23 protein-coding genes and 2 rRNA genes are annotated in these 23,014 nt (G+C 63.6%); 8 read left to right on the forward strand and 17 right to left on the reverse strand.

Going from position 1 to position 23,014, the window contains the following annotated elements:
• A 23S ribosomal RNA gene (locus HV753_RS06770) occupies positions 1-94 on the forward strand; the annotation flags it as partial.
• A gap of 199 nt (positions 95-293) precedes the next feature.
• Positions 294-406, forward strand: a 5S ribosomal RNA gene (gene rrf / locus HV753_RS06775).
• Positions 407-601: 195 nt separating this feature from the next.
• On the opposite strand, the gene HV753_RS06780 is transcribed toward rrf, so the two are convergent.
• Both HV753_RS06780 and HV753_RS06785 read right to left on the reverse strand, forming a co-directional pair.
• Complete coding sequence (locus HV753_RS06780) at positions 602-1,342, reverse strand: aldolase (RefSeq protein WP_175173713.1); 741 nt, start codon at positions 1,340-1,342, stop codon at positions 602-604.
• A gap of 52 nt (positions 1,343-1,394) precedes the next feature.
• A complete protein-coding gene (locus HV753_RS06785; RefSeq protein WP_175173714.1) occupies positions 1,395-2,108 on the reverse strand; it encodes a haloacid dehalogenase type II in 714 nt (237 codons plus the stop codon).
• A gap of 115 nt (positions 2,109-2,223) precedes the next feature.
• Between HV753_RS06785 and HV753_RS06790 the strand changes: the two genes are divergently transcribed.
• Positions 2,224-3,156 carry a LysR substrate-binding domain-containing protein gene (locus tag HV753_RS06790; RefSeq protein ID WP_175173715.1) on the forward strand — a complete coding sequence of 311 codons (933 nt, stop codon included), beginning with the start codon at positions 2,224-2,226 and terminating at the stop codon, positions 3,154-3,156.
• Here HV753_RS06790 and HV753_RS06795 read toward each other — a convergent pair.
• From HV753_RS06795 to HV753_RS06815, 5 genes are all read right to left on the reverse strand, one after another.
• The gene (locus HV753_RS06795) at positions 3,132-3,533 is read right to left on the reverse strand and encodes a YchJ family protein (protein ID WP_175173716.1); all 402 of its coding nucleotides are present in this window, start codon (positions 3,531-3,533) and stop codon (positions 3,132-3,134) included. The genes HV753_RS06790 and HV753_RS06795 overlap by 25 nt on opposite strands.
• Before the next feature lie 19 nt (positions 3,534-3,552).
• Positions 3,553-3,825 (reverse strand): GNAT family N-acetyltransferase, encoded by a 273-nt coding sequence (locus HV753_RS06800; RefSeq protein ID WP_175173717.1) that lies wholly within the window; start codon positions 3,823-3,825, stop codon positions 3,553-3,555.
• Positions 3,826-3,907: 82 nt separating this feature from the next.
• Positions 3,908-4,639 (reverse strand): hypothetical protein, encoded by a 732-nt coding sequence (locus HV753_RS06805; protein ID WP_175173718.1) that lies wholly within the window; start codon positions 4,637-4,639, stop codon positions 3,908-3,910.
• A 32-nt stretch (positions 4,640-4,671) separates the two neighbouring features.
• On the reverse strand, positions 4,672-5,640 hold the full coding sequence (locus tag HV753_RS06810) for a 3-hydroxyacyl-CoA dehydrogenase NAD-binding domain-containing protein (RefSeq protein WP_425485887.1): 969 nt from the start codon (positions 5,638-5,640) through the stop codon (positions 4,672-4,674).
• Between the two features lie 72 nt (positions 5,641-5,712).
• Positions 5,713-7,110: an MFS transporter gene (locus HV753_RS06815; RefSeq protein ID WP_175174606.1), complete on the reverse strand. Its 1,398-nt coding sequence runs from the start codon at positions 7,108-7,110 to the stop codon at positions 5,713-5,715.
• A 140-nt stretch (positions 7,111-7,250) separates the two neighbouring features.
• Here HV753_RS06815 and HV753_RS06820 point away from each other — a divergent pair, with 140 nt between their 5' ends.
• Together HV753_RS06820 and HV753_RS06825 are read left to right on the forward strand one after the other, a co-directional pair.
• Positions 7,251-8,120: a LysR family transcriptional regulator gene (locus HV753_RS06820; RefSeq protein WP_175173720.1), complete on the forward strand. Its 870-nt coding sequence runs from the start codon at positions 7,251-7,253 to the stop codon at positions 8,118-8,120.
• Between the two features lie 103 nt (positions 8,121-8,223).
• Positions 8,224-9,639, forward strand: a complete 1,416-nt coding sequence (locus HV753_RS06825; RefSeq protein ID WP_175173721.1) for an amidase family protein — start codon at positions 8,224-8,226, stop codon at positions 9,637-9,639.
• 1 nt (position 9,640) lies between these two features.
• Here the strand turns inward: HV753_RS06825 and HV753_RS06830 are convergent, their stop codons facing one another.
• The 10 genes from HV753_RS06830 to HV753_RS06875 form a co-directional block, all read right to left on the reverse strand.
• Positions 9,641-10,165, reverse strand: a complete 525-nt coding sequence (locus HV753_RS06830; protein WP_175173722.1) for a GNAT family N-acetyltransferase — start codon at positions 10,163-10,165, stop codon at positions 9,641-9,643.
• A 28-nt stretch (positions 10,166-10,193) separates the two neighbouring features.
• Complete coding sequence (locus HV753_RS06835) at positions 10,194-10,979, reverse strand: 2-keto-4-pentenoate hydratase (RefSeq protein ID WP_175173723.1); 786 nt, start codon at positions 10,977-10,979, stop codon at positions 10,194-10,196.
• A gap of 4 nt (positions 10,980-10,983) precedes the next feature.
• A complete protein-coding gene (locus tag HV753_RS06840) occupies positions 10,984-11,364 on the reverse strand; it encodes a hypothetical protein (RefSeq protein ID WP_175173724.1) in 381 nt (126 codons plus the stop codon).
• 169 nt (positions 11,365-11,533) lie between these two features.
• Positions 11,534-12,817, reverse strand: coding sequence for a glutamate-5-semialdehyde dehydrogenase (locus tag HV753_RS06845; RefSeq protein ID WP_175173725.1), 1,284 nt, complete (start codon positions 12,815-12,817; stop codon positions 11,534-11,536).
• Positions 12,818-12,921: 104 nt separating this feature from the next.
• Positions 12,922-13,977: a DNA polymerase III subunit delta gene (gene holA, locus HV753_RS06850; protein WP_175173726.1), complete on the reverse strand. Its 1,056-nt coding sequence runs from the start codon at positions 13,975-13,977 to the stop codon at positions 12,922-12,924.
• A gap of 3 nt (positions 13,978-13,980) precedes the next feature.
• Positions 13,981-14,643, reverse strand: coding sequence for an LPS-assembly lipoprotein LptE (locus HV753_RS06855; protein WP_175173727.1), 663 nt, complete (start codon positions 14,641-14,643; stop codon positions 13,981-13,983).
• A gap of 11 nt (positions 14,644-14,654) precedes the next feature.
• Positions 14,655-17,312 carry a leucine--tRNA ligase gene (gene leuS / locus HV753_RS06860; protein WP_175173728.1) on the reverse strand — a complete coding sequence of 886 codons (2,658 nt, stop codon included), beginning with the start codon at positions 17,310-17,312 and terminating at the stop codon, positions 14,655-14,657.
• Between the two features lie 100 nt (positions 17,313-17,412).
• Positions 17,413-18,633, reverse strand: coding sequence for an MFS transporter (locus tag HV753_RS06865; protein ID WP_175173729.1), 1,221 nt, complete (start codon positions 18,631-18,633; stop codon positions 17,413-17,415).
• A gap of 53 nt (positions 18,634-18,686) precedes the next feature.
• Complete coding sequence (locus tag HV753_RS06870; protein ID WP_175173730.1) at positions 18,687-19,199, reverse strand: MarR family winged helix-turn-helix transcriptional regulator; 513 nt, start codon at positions 19,197-19,199, stop codon at positions 18,687-18,689.
• A 150-nt stretch (positions 19,200-19,349) separates the two neighbouring features.
• Complete coding sequence (locus HV753_RS06875; RefSeq protein WP_175173731.1) at positions 19,350-19,820, reverse strand: HU family DNA-binding protein; 471 nt, start codon at positions 19,818-19,820, stop codon at positions 19,350-19,352.
• 359 nt (positions 19,821-20,179) lie between these two features.
• Here HV753_RS06875 and HV753_RS06880 point away from each other — a divergent pair, with 359 nt between their 5' ends.
• From HV753_RS06880 to HV753_RS06890, 3 genes are all read left to right on the forward strand, one after another.
• Positions 20,180-21,334 (forward strand): D-alanyl-D-alanine carboxypeptidase family protein, encoded by a 1,155-nt coding sequence (locus tag HV753_RS06880; RefSeq protein WP_425485881.1) that lies wholly within the window; start codon positions 20,180-20,182, stop codon positions 21,332-21,334.
• 48 nt (positions 21,335-21,382) lie between these two features.
• Positions 21,383-21,931, forward strand: a complete 549-nt coding sequence (locus HV753_RS06885; protein ID WP_175173732.1) for a hemerythrin domain-containing protein — start codon at positions 21,383-21,385, stop codon at positions 21,929-21,931.
• 82 nt (positions 21,932-22,013) lie between these two features.
• A complete protein-coding gene (locus tag HV753_RS06890; protein ID WP_175174608.1) occupies positions 22,014-22,886 on the forward strand; it encodes a phosphonopyruvate hydrolase in 873 nt (290 codons plus the stop codon).
• Positions 22,887-23,014: the final 128 nt, after the last annotated feature.

The raw sequence follows: 23,014 nt of genomic DNA on the forward strand, positions 1-23,014 counted from the left end.
GAGTCGTTCGAGACCAGGACGTTGATAGGTCGGGTGTGGAAGCGCAGTAATGCGTTAAGCTAACCGATACTAATTGCTCGTGAGGCTTGATCCTATAACACTGATGGTTATGACCTGGTGATATAGCGTTCCAAGTGTCGTTCAATACAAAATCTGGCTGCGCCGTCAGCAGCCAGCCAACACCAATTACACCCCCCTGTGCGTGATCATCGAGCTAGTCTCTGATTGCCACACGTTGTGTTTCTTCCAAGATTGGAGCAGTTGCCTCAACCGCAACCGCTCAACCAGTTACGCCTGACGACCATAGCAAGGTGGTACCACTCCTTCCCATCCCGAACAGGACAGTGAAACGCCTTCGCGCCGATGATAGTGGACGGACGTCTGTGAAAGTAGGTCATCGTCAGGCTTTTATTCCGCAAAACCCCACAGGTGATCCTGTGGGGTTTTGTCTTTGGGGCTTCGGATAGTGAAGTGCCCATCCAAGTGCCGAATTGAAGAACTCAGATGAAGTGCTTCATTGAAGTACTCGTATTGAATTCCATGAAGAAAACCCCTCGCGGCTGACGCCGCGAGGGGTTTTTTGTTTACTGGCGGCGTGCGATCAGGGCAGTTGACGGCGCAGCGCGGCGAAGAAGAGCTCGGATTGCAGGCGTTCGCTTTGAATTTGCGCGGCAACTTTACTGGCGATTTCGGTATTCACCGGCTTGAGCTGCCGCCCGGTTGATTGCGCCAATACCTGAGCCGTGCAGGCACGCTCCAGGAAGAACAGATCATCGTAGGCATAATCCAGGCGGTCGCCGCAGACCACGACGCCATGATTACCCAGAAACACGATGTCGGCGCCTTGCATGGCGTGCGCAATGCGTTCGCCTTCGCTGACATCCAGCGCCAGGCCGTTGTAGTGTTCGTCGATGGCAAGACGGCCATGGAAACGCATGGCATTTTGCGAGAGAGTCGTGTCCAAGCCGCGATCGGACGTTAGCGTCAACGCCGTGGCGTAGGGCATATGGGTGTGCAGGACACAGGCCTTGCCAGCGATACGGTGAATGGCGGCGTGGATGAACATGGCGGTGGGCTCAACTTCGTGGCGCCCAGCCAGCTTGTTGCCGTGGGAGTCGATCAGCACGATGTCGTCCGCCTGCACTTCATGCCACATCAGGCCGCGAGGGTTGAGCAGGAAATGATCCGGATCGCCTGGCAATGCCACACTGAAATGATTGCAGACGCCTTCGCCCAAGCCGTGCGCGGCGGCGGCCCGCAGCGCAAGGGCCAGATCCGAGCGAAGCGCGGCAACGGGTTCTGCGTGGAAGAGCGCGTCGGCGAAGCGGGGGTCTTGATTCATGACTACCTTCAAGAGAGAAATGGGAAGAGGCGCTTGCCTGGCGTGCTTGGCGTCAGAGCCAGCCGGCAGTACGGAATAGTCCAGGCACGCGGTCCAAAGTCGGTACGGTAGCGTCCGGGCGATAGTCCGGCAAGAGCTTGCGGCCCGTGCCGCGGTCAATCCAGACACATCGAAAGCCGATGTCTCGGGCTGCGGCATGATCCAGATGAGGGCTGGCGCAGATGTGGACCACCTCGTCCGGCGTGACGCCCAGGCTGTTGTGGGCATGCGCGAATATCTGGCGCGAGGGCTTGTAGGCGCCGGCTTGTTCGGCCGTGATGACGCGGTCGACGTGGCCGCCTAGCTGAGCGACGTTGCCAGCGATGATCTGGTCATCGGTGTTGGAGATGATGCATAAGCGGAAGCCGGCCTGTTTCAGCGCGGCCAGCGTGTCCACGACTTCGGGGAACGGCGGCATGGCGGAGATACTGCCTGTCAGCATGTCTGCATCTTCGGGATGGTACGCAAGGCCCAGGTCTTGCATCGTCAAACGCAGCGACTCCCGCGTGATGTCCACGAAATTGCGATGCGGCGGCGTACGTTCGAGCCGATGCTCGTGTTCGTCATAGACATGCAGGAATTCAGCCGGCGTTGGTACCGCTTGGCCGTTGGCGTTGGCGGCCAGGATGCGCGAGGCAGCGGCTTGCAAGCCTTCGTCCCATTGGATGAGCGTGCCGTAGCAGTCGAAGGTAAGCCATTGGGGGCGGGGGAGGTGATCCAGCGGCATATCGGTTTCCTTGTTGATGGGGCAGTTGAGTCAGATCAGCTTAGGGGGCAGCCTGTAAAGTTGTAAAATTAATAATTGAACTCAACTTAGTAGATAAGTAAATATCAAACCCATCATGCTGGATCTGGAACTGCTTAGAACCCTGGTGTGTGTCGTGGACGAAGGCAGCTTCACGCGGGCGGCAAGCCGCGTGCATCGCACGCAGTCCACCGTGAGTCAGCAAGTTCGCAAACTGGAACAGACCGTGGGCAAGACGCTCTTGCTGCGCGATCGAGCCGGTAGCAACGTCGTGGCGACGGAAGACGGTGAATTGATGCTGGCCTACGCGCGCCGTTTGTTGGCGATGGCGGACGAGGCAGAGCTTGTCGTGGCGGCGCCACGCGCGTCACGTGTGCTGCGATTGGGCATTCCCGAAGACTTCGATGTGGCGCGGCTGACCGTGCTGTTGGCCGGGTTTGTCGCCAACCACCCGGAGGCACGGCTGGAGACCTGTAGCGGCATGAGCACCGAACTGCGTGGCAAGCTGGCGGACGGCGATCTGGACCTGGCGCTGATCAAGCGCGAGCCGGGCGATGGGCCTTGCCTTGCGGCGTGGACGGAACAGCTGGTTTGGGTGGGAGACAAGCGCCACCTGGATGGATCGGCGGCCGTGCCGCTGGTGCTGTTCCCGCATGGGTGCATTTATCGCAAGCGCATGATCTACGCCTTGGAAAGTGCGGGGCGGCCCTGGCATGTCGCGTATCACAGCCATAGCCTGGCGGGCGTGCAGGCCGCAGTGGCGGCAGGGCTGGGCGTGAGCCTGCTGCCCGCGTTTGCGCGGCTGGAGACGCACGCCCTGTTGGGCGCGCAAGACGGGTTGGCGGCGGTGCCTTCAACGGAGCTGGCGATCGTGAATTCACGTGGCGCCAGCGGCATGGAGCAGCAATTGCTGGAGGCGTTGGTGATCGCGCTAAAACAGGCGGTCGAGACCGATATCCTGAGTCAATCGGTGCGGGATATAGCGGGTTCCGGTGATGGCGGCCGTCAGTTCAAGTCGCCGTCCACGTAGTACCAGCGACCGTCTTCCCTGACGAAGCGACTGACCTCATGCATGCGGTGAGCGCGGCCAGCCTGGCGGCTGCGGGCGACGAATTCCACCGTGGCATGGTCGGCATCTTGATCGTGCGCCTGCTTGATCGTCAGCCCCAGCCATTTCAAGTCGGGTGGATTCGGTTCCAGGGAACTGGGGCGCGTGCTGGCGTGCCAACTGGCTAGCAGGTATGGCAGCTTGTCCAGCACGAACGCGCTGTAACGCGACCGCATTAGCGCTTCGGCGGTAGGCGCCTGCATGGCCTGGGGCCCTTCATGCCAGCGTCCACAGCATTGGGAATACGCCGCGCCTCCACAGGGGCAGGATGCGGTCAGGGGCGTGGATTTCTTTGTCACGATAATGCAGTTTGGGCGCTTAGGCGCGCAGGTCGTCGTATTCGGGATGGCGGCGCATGTAGACCTCGGCATAGGAGCACAAGGGGCGCACTTTCCAGCCCTTGCCGCGCGCGGTGTCGAGCGCGAATTTGGTAAGTTCCGCGGCAATGCCACGGCCACCCACCTGGCTGGGCACGCCGGTATGCACGATGGCCATGACGTCGCCTTGCAACTGGTAGTCCAGCACACATGGGACGCCATCGACGGTAGCGGTGAAACGGGATTGTCCGGGGTCGTGGGTGACAACGGTCATTCGGATATTCCTTGGACGAGTCGGGATGCGAAGCCAAGCGCTCAGATTAACAGTTGCGGCGGGCTGCGGCAGGAGAGGCGATTTACTGAACATCCTGTTCGAGCGTGACAAGAATGCCATCGGCTTCATGCAACCGAGGTCCTGCCGGCAGAATCAGGATCGAAACGTCTCGGGGCAGCTTGGAGGCCAGAGCGTCCAAGCGCCCGCTGACGACGCCATTCAACGAGTCGCGGTTTGCTTCCGCCGGGACGGCGAGGCTGAGCGTGATCTTGTTCCAGGCTTCCCAGGACTCAGGGGCTTGCCGGTATGTCAATGTGGCCCAGTCGGAGGGAGTGACGATGCTGCCGTTCGGGCCCCGAGGAGGCGTGTCGGTCCAGGCCTCAATTCTTTCGCGCGTGGCGCCCGGATAGATCCAGGAAGAGGGAACGCCGATACCTTGGCTTGGATGAACAGGGATACCCAGTTTGGCGGCTAGCGCTTCCAATGCCTGATCGGTGGACAGGCCCGCTTGGCGCAGCCGGATGGGATCGATCGACATCCAAAGCTGGACAGGCTCTGGAAGATTGCTCCAGACCTGCGTGATGTACTGGTTGTCGCCGATGCCAGGCCCGATCGTGTTTGCGGCCAATTGCTGGAGTTCCGGCGTGCTCAGCCGGGGGCTGGCAACCAGCAGATAGAGATCCGCACTGGGCGCCGCGCCCCACACCAGGGCGGGGGGCTGGACGTCGAGCGATGCACTGGTCTGCGCGGTGCCTGGCGGCAGTAGCGCGAAGAGCGCCAGCACGGTAAGCAAACCGCGGCGAGTGAGCGGCAAGCGGTGAGGCCACATCGGAACAGACATCGGGCTTAGCGCTGCAAGGTCTTGAGCAACGCCGTGAGTTGGGCATCTCGTGTTTCCACCAGGTCTGCGATGCTGCGTTGACCCGCTTCGGCATTGACGCCTTCGATCAGACGCTTTTGCAGTTCGGGCGTGACGGCGGGCGCACCCAGGTCATCCCACCAAGATTGCACGGGCCCGAGCAGGTGGTCCATGAAGTTCGCCAGTCCGCCCGCGCCTCCGCCCAGGTTGAAGGTCATGTGCGGACCAAACAGCGCCCAGCGCAGCCCAGGGCCTTGCGACACCGCAGCATCGATATCCGCCACGCTGGCGACATTTTCAGCGGCAAGATGGATGGCTTCACGCCAGAGCGCGGCTTGCAGCCGGTTGGCGATATGGCCGGGCACTTCCTTGTTCAGACGGATCGGGTATTTGCCCATTGCCTGATAGAAGGCGATGCTGCGGTCGATGGTGCTGGCGGATGTCTGGTCCCCGCCCACGACTTCCACCAGGGGGATCAGGTGGGGCGGATTGAACGGGTGACCGATGACGAAGCGCCCGGCATGCTGGCAGCGCGATTGCAGGCGACTCATGATGAGGCCCGATGAGCTGGATGCCACGATGACGTGCGGGGGCAGGATCGCGTCCATCCGGGCGAAGAGATCGATCTTGAAGTCTTCGCGTTCGGGCGCGTTTTCCTGCACGAAGTCCACGCCTGCCAGCGCGAGAGTCAGGTCCGGCTCGAAACGCAGGGCGTCGGGCGAGGCGCCATCGGCCACGCGGCCAAGCTCTGTCAGCACGGGCCAGGCCGCCTGCACGCGGGCGCGGGTTTGCGCTTCGGCATCGCTGGCGGGATCGCTGACGACGACCTCCAGCCCGTGCGCCAGGAACAGCGCGGCCCAACTGGCGCCGATGGTGCCTGCGCCCACGATGGCAACACGGCGGATGGTTGGGTTAAGCGTGTCGGTGTGGGGCATGCGGCTCTCCGGTGGATGGATATCGGCCACATTGTGAAGCAAACGCCAAACCGTTGCCATGTGCAGGATCAGTTGCCGCGCGGCCTGCCGAGTTCAGATGTTGCGCGTCTGGCGCAGATGCCGCCACACCAGTGCGACGGCCGCCGCATAGCTGACCGCGATGATGCCGTAGGCGGCGGGCAGGCTGGCTTGCCAGTCAGGCAGCACATGCAGGATGGTGCCCATCAGCGCCACGCCCACCAGCGCGCCGGATTGGCGGTTGGCGTTCAACGCTGCGGCGGCGCTGTTGGCGTGCTGTTTGCCTGAGACTTGCATGACGACGCTGGTCATCGCGGGCACGGCGATGCCGACGCCCAGATTGCCCAGCGCGACCATGATGGCGAACGGCCAGTAGGCCATGTCCGGCGAGAACGCATAGATGCCCGCCGCGCTCATGATGGCGGCCAGTGACACGCCCCCCAGCAGCGATGCCGACACGTTCCAGCGCGCCGAGACGCGCCCAGAGATCATATTGCCGATGGAAAACACGGCCAGCATGGGGACCAATTGAATGCCGGTTTGCAGGGCGTCGGTGCCGCGCGCGTGTTGCAGGAACAGGCTGAGCAGGAACAACTGGCCGTAGGACGCAAGGTTGATCAGAAAACCCACGCCATTGGCTGCGGCGAATTGCGTCGTCTTGAAGAGGGCGCGGGGCAGGATGGGTTCGGCGTGACGACGTTCGCGCCGCACCAGCAGCACAACGGCCACGGCGCACAGCGCCGTGACGCCCGCGATCCGGCTGGATGTCCAGCCATAGGCATTGCCCTGAATCAGCACGAAACACAAGGAAGACAACGCGATCACGCCCAGCAGATGGCTTAGTGGATTGAGCGCCCGCGGCCGGCGAGGCGCTGCCAGGATCCGGCGGCGAGCCAACCATAAGCCGACCACCCCCAGTGGCAGGTTGATCAGGAAAATGCTGCGCCATCCAAATTGATGAATCAGCACACCGCCCAAGAGCGGGCCGGCCGCACCCGCCACCGCGACGATGGCCGACCACGCGGCCAGCATCCGGTTGCGCACGTGCTCGTCCTCATAGGCGTGCGTCAGCAAGCTCAAGGAACTGGGCATGAACAGGGCGGCGCCCAGGCCTTGCAGCATGCGCGCGGCGATCAGCGTGTCGGCATCCGGCGCCAGGCCGCACAGCAGCGATGCCAGCGTGAACACACCCAGCCCGCTGAGATAGATGGTCTTGGCGCCGTAACGGTCAGCCAAGGCGCCAGCCACCAGCAGCAGGGCGGCGAAGGTGAGCGTATAGCCGTCCACGATCCACACCAGGTCGGTCAGCGGGACGCTGAATTGCAGTGCGATGCTGGGCAGGGCCACGTTGACCACCGTGACGTCCAGCATGGCCATGACGAAACCGATGGCCAAGGTGACGAGCGGCAGCCAACCGGTGAGAGGTTTGGCATCCACGGTTGGGAGCGGGGCTTGGGGGCAGGCGGCGGTCATGATGGCGGCGAGTGTTGCGTTGCGGTATTCCGAGGCCTGAAGCTTAGGGTGTTTCATCGATGCAAAAAAGCTGAAGAACTGCTTTATAGTCATGCAAAATTGCATCACTTCGGGCCGAACAGGTCCCCAAAAGGACCATCATGGATTGGGACAACGCCAGGATTTTCCTGGCCATCTATCGCATTGGCACGCTGCGCGGCGCGGCCGCCTTGTTGCAAATTGACCAGGCGACGGCCGGGAGGCGGCTGGCGGCGCTGGAGTCCTCGCTGGACGCCCGGTTGTTCCTGCGCACCCCGGGCGGTTATGTGCCGACGGCGGCGGGCGAACTGGCTTTTGCCGCCGCCGAGCGCATGGAGCAGGCAGCCGACCAATTGCAGCGGCAAATGCAGGGGCTGGATCATCGCCTGTCCGGCGTGGTGCGCGTGGCGGCCTCGGAAACGGTGGCCAGCTACTTCATCATGGAGGCGATCCGCCGCGTGCATGCGCAGCACCCCGATATTCGCGTGGTGTTGTCGACGTCGATCCAGATCAGCAACCTGACGCGCCGCGAGGCCGATCTGGCCATCCGCAACGTCAAGCCTGACAACCCGGACCTGATCCAGCGCCATCTGGCGCGCAAGGAAGTGGGGCTGTATGCCTCGCGCAGCTATCTTGCTGACCACGGTGAGCCACGCCCGGGCACCGCATTCGCCGGACATGCGCTGGTGACCTATCAGCAGTCAGTGCTGCCGGGCTGGTCGGATACTTTCTGCGGCGAGCCCACGGGCAACGGCCATATCGCGATTGAACTGAATTCAGGGCTGATGATCATCGATGCCGTGGCGGCGGGCCTGGGTATTGGCGAGGTGCCCACGCACATGGCGCCGGACTATCCCGAGTTGGTGCGCATCTGGCCAACCCGCAGCGAGCCCTATGATCTGTGGCTGGTGATGCACGGCGACCTGAACCGCACGGCTCGCGTGCGGGCGGTGGCGGACGCGATCGTTGAAGTCTTTGAAGCGGTTGCATAGCGCACGTCCCGATTCACGGCGGTAAGCCGTGGCTTGTGGACGAGCGCGGCAGGCGCTAAGGTTTGTTTGCCCCGCAAGAAAACCATCCCCTCAGGAGTGACGTGTGTCTGATATCTGGCGTTTGTCCGCAGTTGAACTTGCCGCCCGTATTCGCAACCGTGAGGTGTCCGCCGTCGAAGCCGCGCGCAGCGCGCTGGACCGGCTGAACGCCGTGAACCCCGCCATCAACGCGGTGGTCGATCATCGTCCCGAGGACGTGCTGGCGCAGGCTGCCGGCGTGGATGCCGCGTTGGCGCGCGGGGATGCCCCGGGCATGCTGGCCGGGGTGCCGGTCACCGTGAAAGTCAACGTGGATCAGGCGGGTTATGCGACGACCAACGGCGTCAGCCTGCAAAAAGACCAGATCGCCGCCGAGAATAGTCCGGTCGTGGATAACCTGCGGCGGGCAGGCGCCGTGATTGTGGGCCGCACCAACACGCCGGCATTTTCGCTGCGCTGGTTCACGGGCAATGCCTTGCATGGCGATACGCGCAATCCGCGCAATGCGGCGCTGACGCCTGGCGGCTCATCGGGGGGCGCCGCGTCGGCCGTGGCCGCAGGCATCGGGCATCTGGCGCATGGCACGGACATCGCGGGGTCCATCCGCTATCCCGCCTATGCCTGCGGGGTGCACGGTCTACGCCCGTCTTTGGGGCGCGTGGCGGCGTATAACGCCGCCTTGCCGGAACGCTCGATCGGCGGGCAACTGACCGCGGTGTCGGGCCCCTTGGGGCGCACCATCGCCGATGTGCGCCTGGGGCTGGCCGCCCTGGCCGCGGCTGATCCTCGGGATCCCTGGTGGGTGCCTGCCCCGTTGGTGGGCCCGGACGTGCCGCGACGGGCTGCGCTATGCGTGAATCCCGAGGGTATGGAAACCGAGCCAGCCGTCGTCAAGGCGCTGCAAGAGGCCGCGCGCAGGCTGACCGAGGCGGGCTGGACGGTGGACACCTTGGATAGGCTGCCGCCGCTGCAAGAAGCCGCTGACCTTCAGATCCGCATGTGGATGGCGGACGGTTATGACGCCATGGTCGCCGCCGCTGAAAAAGAAGGGGACCCAGGAGCGCTGGTTGCCTTGCGGGGGCAGCGCGATCACGTGGCCGGTGCCGACTTGAACAGTTTTTCAGCGGTGCTGACGCGCCGTGCGACGCTGACCCGCTTGTGGGAATTGTTCTTTGCCGAATACCCGATTCTGTTGTTGCCGGTGTCGGCCGAGTTGCCGTTCCCTGACAATCTGGATTTGCAGGGAGACGCGGCTTATGCCCGGGTCTGGCGTGCGCAGATGACCCAGATCGGTATTCCTTTCATGGGCTTGCCCGCCTTGTCGGTGGCGATGGGGCGTGCAATGAGCAGTGTGGGGCAGAGCCCGGCGGGGGTGCAGATCGTGGCGGGGCGCTATCGCGAAGATCTATGCCTGGCAGCAGGCGAAATCATCGAAGCCGCGGCAGAGCCCGTCAGCATCGCGGAGCCTGAACCGCGCTAGGTCAGCGGGGCGCTGCTGCCTGCCACTCCGCGCGCAGCAATCCCATCATCCCGGTGTCCCAACGCGCGTCGCCGGCGCGCGTGGAAGAGCGCCTGACGCCTTCCATGGTGAAACCCAGTGCCTGATAGGTGCGGATGGCGGGGGTATTGAACGTGTACACGTTCAGTTCCAGGCGTTCGATGCCGGGCGTTTGGAAGGCTTCTTCGATCATCAGCGTGACCATGGGCCGCGCCAAGCCTTGCCCGCGCTGGGCAGGGGCGATGGCCACGCGGCCCAGCCGGGCGTTGCCGTCGTGCCAGTCGTATGCCAACTGCGCATGCCCGACAGGCGTGCCGTCACGGCACACCATCCAGCAGCGGCGGCTGGGCGGTGTGGCTTGGCCTTGCACCAGCATGTCAGCCATCTCGTCTTGCGCCAGCGGGAACGACAAGTGCGAACCGCCCCATTGCACGACGTCCGGCAAGGTGGAAAACCAACTCGCCAACAATGGGAAATCCGTGAATGCGAAGGGACGCAGGGTCAGCATGGGCAGAAGCTTCCTTGGTAGGACCAGGCTAGTTGTTGAATCGCAGGCGTAGCACGCCAAGGTCGCCGTACGTCAATTCAATGTCTTGATTGGCGGGCACGTCCAGAAAACCGGCATACGAGCCCGTGATGACGTGCTGGCCCGCGAGCAGGCCCAGGCCCTGTTCACGCAGGAAATTCGCCAGCCAGTACAGGCCAGCCTTGGGCTGGTCGTTCGGGTGGAATCCCGCGTGCTGCTCAACTTCCTGTCCGTCCACCGCCAGGGTGATGCTCATGTGACTGGGCGCGGCGTCGGGTGAGGCGATGCGCGGGCCCAGCACGATGCCCTGATTGAACATGTGGTCAGCCAGCAGTTCCGGCAGGCTGACGTGTTCGGGCGATGCATAACGGCAGCCCAGGACTTCCAGCGCAAGCCGCGCGCCGCCAATCGCCGCATCGACTTCGGCTTCGGTGTACGGCGTGTCGCGCGCAGGCAGGTCTTGAGCCAGTTCAAACGCGATTTCCGGTTCGACGCGCACAACGGCCGTGCGGCTGGCGATGGGGCCGGCTTCGGCATAAGCCGTGTTTGACGCATAGATCGGCGCCACAACGGTTTTTTCAGGCGACGGCAGCGCACTTTTCCAGGCCGCGATTCGGTCTTGCCGCGTTTCTTGCAGCAATTGCGCCGTGCGCTGCTGCACCGCGAAGGCCTGACCCAAGGACTGTGGGCGGCAAGCGACGGGCAGACGCGGACCCGCCAGGCCGGCGTCCCGTGCGGCGATCAGGGTACGGGCGGCTTCCAGACTGCCGGGATAGTCTTCAATTCTGATCTGCATGGGTTCATGCTCCCAGGTACAACATGATCCACAAGACGATCATGGCGATAAGGCCCAGCCAGCAAGATCCCCAGAAACCCACGATCGGCCACTTCAGTGACAACGGCAATTTCTTGGGGTCCACATGTTCCAACAGATCGTTGGCGTTGCCGATCAACCAGAAACGGGTACCCGGGAACATCAGGCGGAAAAAATAATCCAGCATGATTGCCGCCTGGATCGACAGCGGGTATTGCTTGAACGGGCGATGTTGCAGGTAAGGATGTTTCAGTGCGGCATTGATCTGCTGGCTTTTGAAGAAGAACAGCACGATGCCGCTGATCGAGCAGGTGATGAAACACAGCACGAATAGGCTGAAGGCCATGGCCATGACAGGTGAATGCATGGGGGATCTCAAGATTGCGCGGCGTGCCGCGTTGGGATGATAAGAAGCTAAGAAGCCTGAACGAAAATTCTGGCCGTATTGTAGAAGGCTTGACGTCGGCGCGTGTTCAGGGCTGCGTCAGCCGTTGCGTCCGGGCGCAGGCCGCCCCGGACACCCATACTCATGAAGCCTATTGGCCTCGGACCTGTCCTTCGCCGTTCAGCACCCATTTCAGCGTGGTCAATCCTTCCAGTCCGACGGGGCCGCGCGCATGCAGGCGGTTCGTGGAGATACCGATCTCGGCGCCCAATCCGTATTCAAAGCCATCCGCGAAGCAAGTGGGAAGGTTGACGTACACCGAACTGGAATCGACTTCGCGCTGGAAGCGCTGCGCGGCCGACAGATCTTCGGTGACGATGGCGTCAGTGTGGCCCGACCCCCAGCGCGCGATGTGTTCGATGGCGTCGTCCAGCGTGTCGACGATGCGCACGGCCAGGATCGGGCCCAGGTATTCCGTGCCCCAGTCTTCATCGGTGGCTGGCGTGATGTGTGGCAGCAAGGCCATTGTGCGCGGGCAGCCGCGCAGCTCGACACCATGCTCGGTGAAGGCGGCGGCCAGGGCCGGCAGGATGGAGACGGCAGCCACCGCATCGACCAGCAGCGTTTCCATGGCGCCGCAGATGCCGTAGCGGTAGGTCTTGGCGTTGAAGGCGATGCTGTGGGCCTTGTCCGGGTCGGCTGCGGCGTCGATATAGATGTGGCAGTTGCCGTCCAGATGCTTGATGAGCGGCACGCGCGCTTCTTGCGACAGGCGGGCGATCAGGCCCTTGCCGCCGCGCGGCACGATGACGTCGATATGTTCGGTCATGGTGATGAGCTTGCCCACCGCGGCGCGGTCAGCCGTGGCGACGACTTGCACCGCGTCTTGCGGCAGACCGGCGGCAGCCAGGCCCGCCTGCACGATGCGGCCCAGCGCGATGTTGGAGTGCAGCGCTTCGCTGCCGCCACGCAGGATGGCGGCGTTGCCGGACTTCAGGCACAGCGCGGCGGCGTCGATGGTGACGTTGGGGCGAGACTCATAGATGATGCCGATCACGCCCAGGGGCACGCGCATCTGGGCCACGCGCATGCCGTTGGGGCGCACGGTGGTGGCGGTGATGCTGCCGATCGGGTCGGGCAGCGCGGCAATCTGGCGCAGCCCTTCGGCCATGTGAACGAGCGTCTTGTCCGACAGCGTCAGGCGGTCGAGCAAGGCCGGCTCAAGGCCGTTCGCGCGAGCGGCGGCAACATCTGTTTCGTTGGCGGCTTTCAGTTCATCGTGGCTGGCGGCCAGGGCGTCGGCCATTGCCAGCAGCGCTTTGTTTTTGGCGGCGCTATTGGCTCGCATCATGGCGCGCGAGGCACGGCGGGCGTTTTCGCCCAGGATCAGCATGGCGTGTTCGATGGAGGACGAGGACATGGCGGCGTCGATCATGGAGTAGGGGCGGCGCGGGCGCCGTCTGAAGATTCAGTGTATATCCGGCCGGATGGCCGGGCGTAGGGGGCGGGGGCGAGGCGAAGGCGGCGGCAATGCCGCCTTCACGGTCGTCCGCCGGCGGCGGCGACTCGCAGTGCCAGCCGGGTCATTTCTTCCCAGGGGTCAGACAAGCGCCCCGGGACGGACAGGCCCTTGATCAGGCGGTCGACTTCGTGGGCATGTTGCACCGCGGCCGGCCAGACGCCGGGCTGGACCCGGCCGAGGGCTTGCAGCGCCAGGCGCTCGTGGGCGCCGAAGATGCGCAGCCGGCGCATCAGGCCGTTGACGTCCTGGCCCAGCGCGCGCGCTTCCGCGACGCGCGCCAGCAGGCGGATTTCCTCGCCGACTGCCCACAGTACCAACGGCAGCGCTTCGCCTTCGGCACGTAGACCGTCGATCATGCGGATGGTGCGGGAAATGTCACCGGCAAGCATGGCATCGCGCAGGCCGAAAACATCGTACCGGGCTACGTTCAGCACGGCGCGCTCGACGTCTTCTGACGCCAGCTGGCCTTCGGGATAGAGCAGGCCCAGCTTCTGGATTTCCTGGTGCGCCGCCAGCAGGTTGCCTTCGACCTTGTCCGCCATCCATTGCAGGGTGGCGGAGTCGGCGCGCTGGTTCTGGCGGGCTAGCCGCATCCCGACCCAGGCCGGCAGCCGGCCACGTTCGATATTGGGGATGTCGACCATCATGCCGCCACGGGCAAGCGCCTGGACCCAGCGGCTTTCGCGGGTGGCCTTGTCCAGCCGGGGCAGGGCGATCAGGACCAGGGTGTCCGCATCGGCCTGCTTTTCGGCTTGCTCGGCCAACTTGGTCAGCGTATCGGCGCCGGATTTCCCGGGCTTGCCGGTGGGGATCTTGATTTCAAGGATGCGGCGGTCGCCGAACAGCGACACGCTCTGGGTGGCGGCCGTGACGGCGCTCCAGTCGCTGCGCGCATCCATCACCATGGACAGCCGTTCGGTATAGCCAGCGTTGCGCCCCGAGGCGCGCAACGTGTCCACCGCTTCGGTGACCAGCAGGGGCTCGTCGCCCGAGACCGTGTACATCGGGGCGAGCCGGTTGCCCGGCCGCTGTAGATGTTCGGCCAGCCGATCCGCATCCATAGACTGTGCCATGGGCTAGCGGAGGATGGCCGGGTCAGTGGTGGACGGCGTCTGCCACGGCGTGGGCGTGCGCTGCGGTTGCGGAGCCGTCGGATCGTACAGCGGGATCTCGCCGTTTTCACCGCGTTCTTCGGCATTCTCAAATGCGCGGCGAACGTCAGGCGCAGTCATGCGGCGCAGCACCCGGGTCACGAGGTCACGCTGCATGGCCTTGTACAGCGTGTCGATCTGGCCCTGTTTGGCTTGCACGACCTGATCGTCGTAGGGCATTTCGCGGAAGATCGACAGCGTGGTATCCGGGATCAGCGCGCGTCCCTTGTTGTCGATCAGGCGGAACGTGTAGTTGATGCCGAGTTCGTATTCCTCGACACGGCCCTGGGCATTCAGCGAGACCTCGCGCAGCGTCCGCGTGTCGGCTACCTGCTGAAGGATGGCCTGCGCCTCTTTGGGGGAGTCCACAAGCTTCGTGTTGGGCGAGGCCGCACGCAGCGAGCGGCGCACGTCGGCACCGAACTGGGTGTTGTCGGGGATGCCGACATACAGCGAATCGAACGGCATCGGCGTGACGCCCCGCAAGGCGAAACCGCATGCGGAGAGCAGCATGAACAGCGCCAGGCAGGCGCCGCGCAGCAGCCAGGATTGGCGGGAGGAGTGCGTTTGTTGCCCGGCGAAGTACATGCTTGACCTCATCAGCCTACGACGTTGACCAGTTTGCCCGGAACTACGATGACGCGCTTGGGCGGGCGGCCTTCCAGGAAGCGGGTGACTTCTTCCTGTTCGGCGGCAAGCTTCTCGATGTCTTCGCGGGCAGCGGTGGCGGCCACGCGGATCGAGCCGCGCAACTTGCCGTTGACCTGGAGCATGAGTTCGATTTCGTCCGCGATCAGTGCGGCTTCATCGACATGCGGCCACGGGGCATCGAGCAGATCCCCCAATTCCTTGGCGTAACCGAGGTCTTGCCACAGGTGCCAGGTGACGTGCGGGACGACCGGATACAGCACGCGCAGCAGCACGCCAAGGGTCTCGGCATAGGCGGCGTCGGAGGCGGCGTCTTCGGACAGCTTGGCATCATCGATGGCGTTCAGCATCTTCATGCAGGCGGACACGACGGTGTTGTACTGGATACGCTGATAGTCGTAGTCGGCTTGCTTGAGCAGCGTGTAGACCTCGCGACGCAGATCCTTGACGGCAGCCTGGGCTTGCGACCAGTCGGCGCCGTTGGCCAGGCCACGCGCCACGGCGTCGCGGCGCGCGTAGCTGATCGACCAAAGACGGCGCAGGAAGCGGTTCGAGCCTTCGACGCCGGAGTCGGACCATTCAAGGGTCTGCTCGGGCGGGCTGGCGAACATGACGAACAGGCGGGCCGTGTCGGCGCCCAGCGTGTCGATCAGCGATTGCGGATCGACGCCGTTGTTCTTGGACTTGGACATCGTGCCCACGCCGCCATAGGTGATGGCGGAGCCGTCCGACTTCAGTTTGGCGCCGGTGATGGCGCCGCGATCGTCATAGACGTTTTCGACATCTTCGGGCCAGAAGTATTCGATGCCGCCCTGGGGCGTCTTGCGCGAATAGATGTGGTTCAGCACCATGCCCTGGCACAGCAGCTTGGTGAAGGGCTCGTCAAAGTTGAGCAGGCCCATGTCGCGCATGACCTTGGTCCAGAAACGGGCGTACAGCAAGTGCAGCACGGCGTGCTCGATGCCGCCGATGTACTGGTCCATCGGCATCCAGTAGTCATTGCGCGTGTCGACCATGGCGGTGTCGTTGCCAGGCGAGGTGTAGCGCATGAAGTACCAGGACGAGTCCACGAACGTGTCCATCGTGTCCGTTTCGCGGCGCGCGGGCTTGCCGCAGCTGGGGCAGGCGCAGGACAGGAAGGCTTCGTTCTTGGCCAGCGGGTTGCCGCTGCCGTCGGGGATCAGATCGTCGGGCAGGATGACGGGCAGGTCTTTCTCGGGGACCGGAACCGGGCCGCAATCCGCGCAGTGGATGATGGGGATCGGGGTGCCCCAATAGCGCTGACGCGAGATGCCCCAGTCGCGCAAGCGCCACGTGGTCTGCTTTTCGCCCAAGCCTTGCGCGCCCAGATCGACGGCGATGGCGTCCACGGCTTCCTTGTGCGAAAGACCGTCGTACTTGCCGGAATTGATGGTACGGCCGGATTGTTTGTCGCCGTACCATTCCTGCCAAGCGTCGGTGGAATATTCCTTGCCGGCCACGTCGACGACCTGGACGATGGGCAGGCTGTATTTCTTGGCGAAGGCGAAATCGCGCTCGTCGTGGGCAGGGACGCCCATGACGGCGCCGTCGCCGTAGGTCATCAGCACGTAGTTACCGACCCAGACCTCGAGCTCGGCGCCGGTGACCGGGTGCGTGACGAACAGGCCGGTGGGCATGCCTTCTTTTTCGCGCGTGGCCATCTCGGCCTCGGTCGTGCCGCCCAGCTTGCATTGTTCGATGAACGAGGACAATTGCGGGTTGCTGCGGGCCGCGTGCGTGGCCAGGGGGTGTTCCGGCGCCACGGCGCAGAACGTCACGCCCATGATGGTGTCGGCGCGGGTGGTGAAGACGTACAGCTTGCCGTCCTGGATCAACTGGCCGTCCTGGCCGGCGATCTTGTGCGGGAAGGCGAAGCGCAGGCCCTCGGACTTGCCGATCCAGTTTTCCTGCATCAGGCGGACGCGCTCGGGCCAGCCGGGCAGGTCGTTCTGGACGGCGCCCAGCAATTCGTCGGCGTAGTCGGTGATGCGCAGGTAGTAGCCAGGGATCTCGCGCTTTTCAACCAGCGCGCCCGAACGCCAGCCACGGCCGTCGATGACTTGCTCGTTGGCCAGCACGGTCTGGTCCACCGGGTCCCAGTTCACGACCTGGGTCTTGCGGTAGGCCACGCCCTTTTCCAGCATTTTCAGGAACAGCCATTGGTTCCACTTGTAATACTGCGGATCGCAGGCGCACATTTCGCGCGTCCAGTCGATCGCCAGGCCCATCGACTTCATCTGCTTCTTCATATAAGCGATGTTGTCGTAAGTCCACTTGGCCGGCGGCACCTTGGACTTGATGGCGGCGTTTTCCGCCGGCATGCCGAAGGCGTCCCAGCCCATGGGCATCAGGACGTTATAGCCACGCATGCGCAACTGGCGGGCCATCATGTCATTGATGGTGTAGTTGCGCACGTGGCCCATATGCAGCTTGCCGCTGGGGTAGGGCAGCATCGAGCAGGCGTAGAACTTCGGCTTTTCGGAGCCGTCGGCGTTCTTCGCGTGTTCATGGACCAGATAGACGTCGCGGGCTTGCCAGTCTTGATGGGCGGCCGCTTCGACGGTAGTGGGGAGGTAACGTTCCTGCATGGGCTCGGGCACGGTGGCAAAAAAGGGTGAGCCGCCCCGCCGCGTGGACGCGGGGGCGGCCTGACGCGGTGGCGGTCAAAACCCCTGATTATAGGAGGTGCTAGGCGCGGACAGGGGACGGAGCCGTTTCCGGGATGCGCGCACTTGGCGACAAGGTGCCATATGCCAAGGTGATCACCCCCAGGACAGCGCCCGCGGTGACCACGCCGGGCCAGCCAAAATGGGCGTAAAGCCAGGACGATACCAGTGAACCGGTTGCGCCGCCGATGAAGTAGCACGTCATGTAACCGGCGGTCAGGCGACTGCGGGCTTCGGGGCGCAGACGGTAGAGCGAACTGCTATTGGTGACATGGACACCCTGAATGGCCAGATCCTGCACCAGGATGCCTAATAACAGTGCAATCACGGAGGCTTGGCCGAAGGCCATCAGGCCCCAGGATCCCAGCAACAGCAGCAGGCCGACGCGAGTGGCCAGGTTGCCCAGGCCGCGGTCAGCCAGGCGACCGAACCGGTTGGCGGCGTAGGCGCCGGCGGCCCCCGCCAGGCCGAACAGCCCGATGGTGGTGTTGCTGTATTCATAGGGGGGGCTGGCCAACAGAAAGGTCAGTGGCGTCCACAGCATGCTGAAGGCGGCGAACAGCAGCCCGCCCAGCAGCGACCGGGCGCGGAACAGCGGTTCTTCGACGAACATGCGCAGGATCGAGCCCAGCAGGCGCGGATAGCTCAGGTCCGAGTGGCTCTGGTAGCGGGGCAGCACGCGCCACAGGACCCCGGACATGCCCAGCATCAAGATGGCGGCCACCCAGTACACCGTGCGCCAACTGCCCACGTCGGCCAATGCGCCCGCGACGGTGCGGGCAAGCAGGATGCCCAGCAACAGGCCGCTCATGACGGTGCCGACCGCCTTGCCCCGTTCGTGCGGCGCTGCCAGCGTGGCGGCAAACGGCACCAGAATCTGGGCCACGACGGACAGCATGCCGGTCAGCGCCGTGCCCACCAGCAGCATGGAGATGCTGCTGGCGAAGGAAGAAATCAGCAATCCACCCGCCGACAGCAGCGTCATCAATACGATCAGGCTGCGCCGCTCGAACATGTCTCCCAACGGCACCAGCAGCATCAGCCCCACCGCGTAACTGAGCTGCGCGGTGGTGACGATGGCGCCAGCCGTCGCGTTGGACAGTGAAAACTGTTGGCTGATCGTGTGCAGCAGGGGCTGGGCGTAGTAATTGCTGGCGACGGCAAGGCCGGTGGCGACAGACATCAGCAGGATGACCGGCGCGGTCAGCGTCGGTGTGGTGTGGGGGGGTGCAGCAGAGGTCATGGATAGCAGGCGGGAGGTAAAGCGAGGGAAGCGGGGCGTTGCTGGAAGAGGCGTCAGGTACCAATGCCGCCGGGGGTTTCCTGGTCGTGTTTGAGCAGCAGCTTTTTCAGCAGGCCGGCCAGTTGCTTGCGCTCGGCCGCCGACAGCGGATCCAGCAGTTCGTTCAGGTCTTTCAAATAGTCCTTCAATACCAGCTTGATCACGCGCAGCCCTTCCGTGGTCAGCGACACGATGACGCCACGCCGGTCTTCCGGGTTGGGATTGCGCACCAGCAGGCCGGCCTGTTCCAGGCGGTCCAGGCGGTTGGTCATGGCGCCGGAGGTCAGCAACAGGGCTTCGACCAACTTTTGCGGATTCATCGCATGCGGGGCGCCCGTGCGGTACAGCGTGGCCAAGACATCGAATTCGCCTTGGTGCAGGTTGTAGCGGCGAAAGCTGCGGTTCACATTGCGGGTGGCAAAGGCGTTGATGCGGAACACGCGAGTGACGACGGTCATGGCCGCGAAGTCCTGGTTGGGACATTCCGCGCTCCATTGCGAGATCACCAGATCGACGAGGTCATTCATGGGGCATCCGAATTTATTTCGATATGAAGTTTCTTTACGTTGAGATAAATTCTAACAGGACGCAGAAGGCCGCGCAAAGTGCGCAGCAAAAAAGAAGGGCCCGCCTCTTTCGAGGCGGGCCCTTCCGGCTTGACCGGATACTCGCGCGAATTACTGCGCGGCGTCCTTCAGCTTCTTGAGCGGACGAACCTTCACCTTGACCGAAGCCGGCTTGGCGGGGAACCAGCGCTCAACGCCAGTGAACGGATCCTTGCCGAAGCGCTTGGCCTTGGCGGGAACCTTTTGCACAGCAACCTTGAACAGGCCGGGCAGCGTGAATTCGCCAGCGCCCTTCTTGTCCACGGAACCCAGCACCGAGGTTTCCAGGCTGGCCAGAACGGCCTTGACGGCCTTGGCTTCAACGCCGGATTGCTCAACGATGTAAGCAACCAGTTGGGTCTTGTTCAGAGCAGCCTTGATGGCCTTGGGTGCAGCAGCGACCTTCTTGGCGGCGACGACCTTCTTTGCTGCGGGCTTCACAGCGGGCTTCACAGCGGTTTTGGCGGCGGTTGCCTTCTTTGCGGGCGCCTTGACGGCGGGCTTGGTGACTTTCTTGGCAGGAGCTTTTGCTTTCGTGGCCATGGTCAAAATCCGTAGTTGAGGACATGGAGCAGCGCGCGCCGGGTATCGGCGTTTGACGCTACGCGCCCGATGATAGCGGAAGACTTGAGGTTCTAGCGGCTTTCTAACGGGTTTTAAGCCAGTGTTTGTTGTTTTCAACGCAGAAAAGCGCTTCCTGCAAGGGCTTTCGCAATACATCGTGACATTCGAAGCCTATTTTTGCGGAACATTCCAGCACTGAACCATCTTCGCCGAGCGTGTTCCAATTGCGTGCGGCGCGCGGGGATATTGTTGAGCGTTGGCTTGTGGGTCAGGCTGATTGGCGCTCGTTTTCGCGCGGGAACAACCCAAGCATGGATTGAAGCTCTTATATGTTGTTGATGAAGAAGTTTGCGGCTGGCCTGCTCGTTGCGGCAGCCTGCGTGTCTGGCGCGATGGCGCAGCCGATGCCTGAACCGGCGCTTTCCGCCAAAGCCTGGCTGTTGCTGGACGAGACCAGCGGGCAAGTCATTGCTTCGCACGCGGCCACGACCCGAATCGAACCCGCGTCACTGACCAAGATCATGACCGCCTACGTTGTGTTCGAGGCGCTGAATAAGAAGGAAGTGACGCCCAGCCAGTTGGTCGTAATCTCGACGCGGGCCTGGAAAGTGCCGGCGGGCAGTTCCAAGATGTTCCTGGAGCCCGGCTCCAAGGTGACGGTGGATGAGCTGCTACGCGGCCTGATGATCCAATCGGGCAATGACGCCGCCATTGCGCTGGCCGAAGCGGTGTCGGGCAGTGTCGAGGCCTTTGTGGCGCGGATGAACGACACGGCGGTGAAGCTGGGGTTGCACGCGACGCATTTCGCCAGCCCGCATGGCCTGCCGGACCCGGGCACCTATTCCACGGTCAGTGATTTGTCCATTCTGGCCACGCGCTTCATTCGCGATTACCCGCAGTTGTACAAGACCTACGATTCCGCCAAGCAGTTCACGTTCAACAAGATCACGCAACCCAACCGGAATCGGTTGTTGTGGCTGGATCCCAGCGTGGACGGATTGAAGACGGGCCATACCGATTCCGCCGGCTATTGCATTGTGGCGACGGCCCGCCGGCCCAATGGCGCTGATCAGCGTCGCCTGATTACCGTCGTGGTGGGGACGGCCTCCGACAAACTGCGCACGCAGGAAAGCCGGCAGTTGCTGGAGTGGGGGTTTCAGGGATTCAATACCATCAAGCTCTACGCGCGCGGTCAGTCCGTTGCCACGCCGGAAGTCTGGAAGGGCGAAAGCGATAGTCTCAAGGCGGGGTTTTCGCGGGATGCCTATGTGACGGTGCCTGCGGGCGCCAAGGTAGAACCCGTGTGGACGCCGCGAGAGCCATTGGTGGCGCCGATTGCCGCTCAGGAGACCGTGGGCGCGTTGCGGGTGCTGGTGGACGGCAAGCCGTCGATGCAGTTCCCGGTGGTGGCATTGGAGCCGGTGGCCGAGGCCGGGTTCGCGGGCCGCGCCTGGGATTCCGTCCGCTTGTGGTGGCGGGGTCATTCCGGTTGATCGTGGCCGTTCCGGGCTGGTGTCCGGACGGCGGCAAGGAGGTGTGTGATGGCGGTGAGTTTTCCTGGAGGGCCGGCGCCAGCGCCGGCAGCAGATGATCCGCTGGCCCTGCTGTCCGCCTGTCACGGCCGGATTGCCCGCCAGTGCGCCACCTTGCTGCGACTGGCTGCGCATTTGCCCGAGCACGGAAGCGACGCGACGGCACAGACCGCCGCCGCCAGCGTGGCGCGCTATTTTGAAACTGCCGCGATACACCATCACGAGGACGAGGAAGAAGATCTTTTCCCGGCCTTGATTGAATCCATGGCAGGGTCCGACGCGGGCTGCCTGCACGCCCTGGTGCAAGGGCTGATGGCCGAGCATCGGCGCCTGGCGGACTTATGGGCGCCGTTGCGGCAGGCCATGTCCGAGATCGCAGCGGGGCGTCCCACCGTCTTGCCCTTGGCGCAGGTGCAGGCGTTCACCGAGGCTTACGCGGCGCATATCCAGCGTGAAGAAGACGAGTTGCTGCCGATGGCGGCGCGGCTTATTGCTGACGACGTGCTGAGGGAAATTGGGCAGGCCATGAAGTCGCGGCGCGGCGGCGACGCGGGCTGATCCCTGCCGCCAAGGCGGCGGCATTTGGCGCTACGATGCCCTTAGCCGGCGCATCGGGCGCTGGAATCACTGCTTGAACGCCATGACCCGCCATCGCGTTTTTCGCCAGAAATTGCAGGACCCCGTCTTGATGCATGCCATGTCGGCCCACAACCCGATGTCCGCGCGACTGGCGGCCGAGGCCGGCTTCGACGCGATCTGGGGCAGCGGCTTTGAATTGTCGGCAAGTTATGCCGTGCCCGACGCCAGCATCCTTTCCGCGTCGCAGCATCTGGATATGATGCGGGCCATTGCGGCTGCCGTGGACGTGCCGGTCATCGCCGATATCGACACGGGATTCGGCAACGCCGTCAATGTGTCGTACATGGTGCCGCAATACGAAGCGGCCGGCGTGTCGGCCGTGGTGATGGAAGATAAGACTTTTCCCAAAGACACCAGCTTGCGCGCGGACGGCCGGCAGGAACTGGTGCGCGTCGAGGAATTCCAGGGCAAGGTCGAAGCGGCCTGCGCCGCACGGCGGAATCCGGATTTCTGCGTGATCGCCCGGACTGAAGCGCTGATCGCCGGGCTGGGTCAGCAAGAAGCGCTGGCCCGGGCCGCGGCCTATGCGTCGGCGGGCGCCGACGCGATCCTGATCCATTCCAAGCAAAGCACGCCTGACGAGATCCTGTCTTTTGTGGGCGCCTGGAGGGGCCGTGTGCCACTGGTGGTGGTGCCCACGGCCTATCCGCAACTGCGCGAATCGGATATTCAAGCGCTGGGCAAGGTGGGCCTGGTGATCTATGGCAATCACGCCATCCGCGCGGCCGTGGGCGCGATGCGCGATGTGTTTTCCCGTATTCGGCGTGACGGCGGCATTCATGCGGTGGATGCCGACCTGCCGACGGTGAAAGAGATCATTGCGCTACAGGGCGATGCCGGCATGCGAGAGCTGGAACGCCGCTATCTCAAGTAGTGAATCGAGGGGCGGCCGACGGTCAGTCTCTAGTCAGCCGACGATGCTGCGTTGCGCCAGCCGGGTCGAGCGATTACGCTAGTCGACCTAGCTCGGCGCGGATGGACCCGCCAGGCCAGAAAATCAAG

The sequence above is a fragment of the Achromobacter pestifer genome, assembly GCF_902859625.1.
Lineage (GTDB): Bacteria > Pseudomonadota > Gammaproteobacteria > Burkholderiales > Burkholderiaceae_B > Achromobacter > Achromobacter pestifer.

Coding starts and splice junctions, on each gene's coding strand:
- HV753_RS06855 (WP_175173727.1), bottom strand. CDS start 14,643: ATGTACTTCGCCGGGCAACAAACGCACTCCTCCCGCCAATCCTGGCTG.
- HV753_RS06820 (WP_175173720.1), top strand. CDS start 7,251: ATGGATTGGGACAACGCCAGGATTTTCCTGGCCATCTATCGCATTGGC.
- HV753_RS06815 (WP_175174606.1), bottom strand. CDS start 7,110: ATGACCGCCGCCTGCCCCCAAGCCCCGCTCCCAACCGTGGATGCCAAA.
- HV753_RS06840 (WP_175173724.1), bottom strand. CDS start 11,364: ATGCATTCACCTGTCATGGCCATGGCCTTCAGCCTATTCGTGCTGTGT.
- HV753_RS06790 (WP_175173715.1), top strand. CDS start 2,224: ATGCTGGATCTGGAACTGCTTAGAACCCTGGTGTGTGTCGTGGACGAA.
- HV753_RS06880 (WP_425485881.1), top strand. CDS start 20,180: ATGAAGAAGTTTGCGGCTGGCCTGCTCGTTGCGGCAGCCTGCGTGTCT.
- HV753_RS06890 (WP_175174608.1), top strand. CDS start 22,014: ATGACCCGCCATCGCGTTTTTCGCCAGAAATTGCAGGACCCCGTCTTG.
- leuS (WP_175173728.1), bottom strand. CDS start 17,312: ATGCAGGAACGTTACCTCCCCACTACCGTCGAAGCGGCCGCCCATCAA.
- HV753_RS06870 (WP_175173730.1), bottom strand. CDS start 19,199: ATGAATGACCTCGTCGATCTGGTGATCTCGCAATGGAGCGCGGAATGT.
- HV753_RS06885 (WP_175173732.1), top strand. CDS start 21,383: ATGGCGGTGAGTTTTCCTGGAGGGCCGGCGCCAGCGCCGGCAGCAGAT.
- HV753_RS06835 (WP_175173723.1), bottom strand. CDS start 10,979: ATGCAGATCAGAATTGAAGACTATCCCGGCAGTCTGGAAGCCGCCCGT.
- HV753_RS06845 (WP_175173725.1), bottom strand. CDS start 12,817: ATGATCGACGCCGCCATGTCCTCGTCCTCCATCGAACACGCCATGCTG.
- HV753_RS06875 (WP_175173731.1), bottom strand. CDS start 19,820: ATGGCCACGAAAGCAAAAGCTCCTGCCAAGAAAGTCACCAAGCCCGCC.
- holA (WP_175173726.1), bottom strand. CDS start 13,977: ATGGCACAGTCTATGGATGCGGATCGGCTGGCCGAACATCTACAGCGG.
- HV753_RS06780 (WP_175173713.1), bottom strand. CDS start 1,342: ATGAATCAAGACCCCCGCTTCGCCGACGCGCTCTTCCACGCAGAACCC.
- HV753_RS06865 (WP_175173729.1), bottom strand. CDS start 18,633: ATGACCTCTGCTGCACCCCCCCACACCACACCGACGCTGACCGCGCCG.
- HV753_RS06785 (WP_175173714.1), bottom strand. CDS start 2,108: ATGCCGCTGGATCACCTCCCCCGCCCCCAATGGCTTACCTTCGACTGC.
- HV753_RS06800 (WP_175173717.1), bottom strand. CDS start 3,825: ATGACCGTTGTCACCCACGACCCCGGACAATCCCGTTTCACCGCTACC.
- HV753_RS06830 (WP_175173722.1), bottom strand. CDS start 10,165: ATGCTGACCCTGCGTCCCTTCGCATTCACGGATTTCCCATTGTTGGCG.